We start from the raw sequence: 2811 nt of genomic DNA, 5'->3' as shown, positions 1-2811 counted from the left end.
CCCGGGCCGGCGCGGTGCCTTCGGCGGCCTCGGTGGCCGCCACAAGATCCTCCGGACGAACGCCGATGGTTCGTGCGTCGCCGACAGCCGGTGTCTCGCCGGTTTCCAGTATGGCCTCCAGCGGCAGCTCGCCGGCGGTAAACCGCAGCCGCTCGCCGTCGCGCCCGACAAAGCGTGACTGCAGGAGATTCATGGTGCCGATGAACGAGGCGACGAACCGCGTCGCCGGACGGTCGTAAAGCGTCGCGGGCGGCGCGATCTGCTCGATGCGGCCCTTGTTCATGACGACGATGCGGTCGGAAATCGACAGCGCCTCGGTCTGGTCGTGCGTGACCATGACGAAGGTGGTGCCGAGCCGGGACTGCAGTCGCTTGAGCTCGACCTGCATCTGCTCGCGCAGATGCGCGTCGAGGGCCGACAGCGGCTCGTCGAGCAAGAGCACACGCGGCTCGCAGACGATGGCGCGGGCAAGCGCGACGCGCTGGCGCTGACCGCCCGACAGTTCGGAGATGCGGGCGCGCAGCTTGTCGGCTAGGCCGACCATGTCAAGCGCCTGACCGACGCGCTTGGCCTGCTCGGTACCGGACAGTTTGCGCAGCGAGAGGCCGAAGCCGACGTTCGCCGCGACGTCCATATGCGGGAACAGCGCATAGTCCTGAAAGACGGTGTTGACCGGACGGTCGAAGGGCCTCAGACCGGTGATGTCACCGCCTTCGAGCAGCACTTTGCCGCTGGTCGGGCTCTCGAAGCCGGCGATGACGCGCAGGCTCGTCGTCTTGCCGCAGCCTGAGGGGCCAAGCAGGGTCAGGAACTCGCCCGCCGCAATATCGAGATCGACCGCATCGAGCCCGACCACGCCGCCCGGGAAGACCTTCGAGACGTTCTCTAGACGAACGAGCGCGTCAGGCGCCATCGCGCACCTCGGAGGGTTTTGTCGTGTTGACCCACAGGATCTGGCAGCGCTCGGCGCCCGGATTGCGGAAGGCATGCAGCAGCGTGCTCTTGAAGCCAAAGCTGTCGCCGGCCTTCAGCACATAGGCCGTGGCGTCAACCACCAGCTCGACCTCGCCCGTCATCACAAAGCCGAATTCGTGGCCGGCATGGGCATAAGCCTCGGCGGTGCCGCCGCCGGCCTCGACCGTCACCAGCATTCCGGTGAGTGTGGCGGCGGGCGGCGACAGCAGCGCCTTGGCGATGCCCTCGGACTTGACCGGGATTGCGCGCCGCTTGTCGGCGCGCACGCAGTAGAGGTCGTTGACCGCTTCATCGCCGTCGGCGATCAGGGCCGAGGGCTCGATGTCGAGGGCGGCGGCCAGCGGCCAGATCACCTTGACGCGCAGCGAGGACATGCCGCGCTCAGCCAGATCGATATGCCGGCCTTGGCTGCGAGCTCGGCCAGCGACAGCTTGCGCTCGAGCCTCAGCGCCCGCACGCGCCGGCCGACACGCACGTCGGCATCGTCCTTCGGTTTTGCTTCGTCAGCAATGTCCATCAAATAGTCCTTGTTGTCTTTCCACCGGTGCGGCGCAGCGCCGCCAGGCCCCCCTTCCCCCCTTGTGGGAGAAGGTGTCGCCGAACGCGACGGATGAGGGGTGCTCCAGCGAAGTGAGACGTCGGCGTTCCCTGGATCACCCCTGATCCGTCTCGGCGCTGCGCGCCGATCCACCTTCTCCCACAGGGAGAGAAGGCAAGTGCGCTCAGCCGCCGGCTTTCACCTTCTCGAACATCTTGGCGACGTCGTCGTTCTGCTTCATCGGTCCGGTGAAGATCGTGCTCTTCAGCATCACGTCGGGATCCGCCGGCAGCTGCAGCTTGTCCAGCTCGTCTTTCGACACGCCGGCGAAGGCGGTCGAAAGCGAGCTGCCATAGCCGTAGGACTGGATGAGGTACTTGCCCGAATCGGCGTCGAGCCGGCTGTTGATGAAGTCATAGGCGAGATCGACGTTCTTGGCGTCCTTCAGCATGACGAAGCCGCAGGCCCAGGTGAGCATGCCTTCCTTCGGCTTCATGAACTCGACCGGCACGCCCTGCTTCTTCAGCGACGTGGCCGACGCGTTCCAGGTCATGGCGGCGACCAACTGGCCGCTGGCCAGCGCCTGCTCGACCGAGGTCATGTCGGTGGTGTAGCTCGACAGCAGCGGCCGCTGCTCGCGCAGTTTCGCCGCGACTTTTTCCATCTGCTCCGGCGTCATGTCGAAGGGGTTCACGCCTGCCAGAAGTGCCGCGACGATCGGCGTGTCATGCACGGCGTCGATGGTCGCCATGCGGCCGGCATATTGCTTGTCCCACAGAAGGTTCCAGCTCGCCTCGGGGTTCTTGACCAGATCGGTGCGGTAGAGGATCGAGGTGTTGCCCCAGTCCCACGGCACCATCCAGACCTTGCCGTCGCCGGCCTGCAGGTCGGGCAGGTTCTTGAACACCGGAAAGATCGAATCCCAGTTCTTGATGCGCTTGGTGTCGATCGGCTGCAGCAGGCCTTCCTTGTTCCAGCGCGCCACCTTGTCGTAGCAGGGATGGGCGATGTCGGGCCGGAAGCCGGCCTTGACCTTGGTGAAGGCATCGTCGTCATCGCCGAAGATCGTGGCCTCGACGCCGTCCGGATGCGCGGTGAGGAAGCTCTTGTTGAAGTCGGGCAGCTCGTAGCCCGACCAGGTGAAATATTGCAGCTTGTCGGCAGCCAAAGCGACGGTCGACGACAGCGCCAGGGCGAGTGCGGCTAGACCCGCGCGGGCCTTGTATCCCGTGATCGATTTCAGGTGGACTGTCATTTTCGTTCTCCTCTTCTTTGTTGTGGTTCAGGCTGGATTGCGG

2 protein-coding genes and 1 pseudogene are annotated in these 2811 nt (G+C 65.3%); all 3 read right to left on the bottom strand.

Annotated elements, in window-relative coordinates; genetic code table 11:
- A partial coding sequence (locus EOA60_RS27100) for an ABC transporter ATP-binding protein (RefSeq protein WP_164899567.1) occupies positions 1 to 913 on the bottom strand: 913 nt, incomplete at its 3' end.
- Positions 903 to 1492: pseudogene (locus tag EOA60_RS27095) on the bottom strand (XRE family transcriptional regulator). The pseudogene EOA60_RS27095 and the gene EOA60_RS27100, both read right to left, overlap by 11 nt.
- 205 nt (positions 1493 to 1697) lie before the next feature.
- Positions 1698 to 2768 carry an ABC transporter substrate-binding protein gene (locus EOA60_RS27090; RefSeq protein ID WP_066988891.1) on the bottom strand — a complete coding sequence of 357 codons (1071 nt, stop codon included), beginning with the start codon at positions 2766 to 2768 and terminating at the stop codon, positions 1698 to 1700.
- Positions 2769 to 2811 lie beyond the last annotated feature (43 nt).

The organism is Mesorhizobium sp. M1A.F.Ca.IN.020.06.1.1, from assembly GCF_004023265.1.
GTDB lineage: Bacteria > Pseudomonadota > Alphaproteobacteria > Rhizobiales > Rhizobiaceae > Mesorhizobium.
This window is presented reverse-complemented; position numbering and strand designations above follow the sequence as displayed.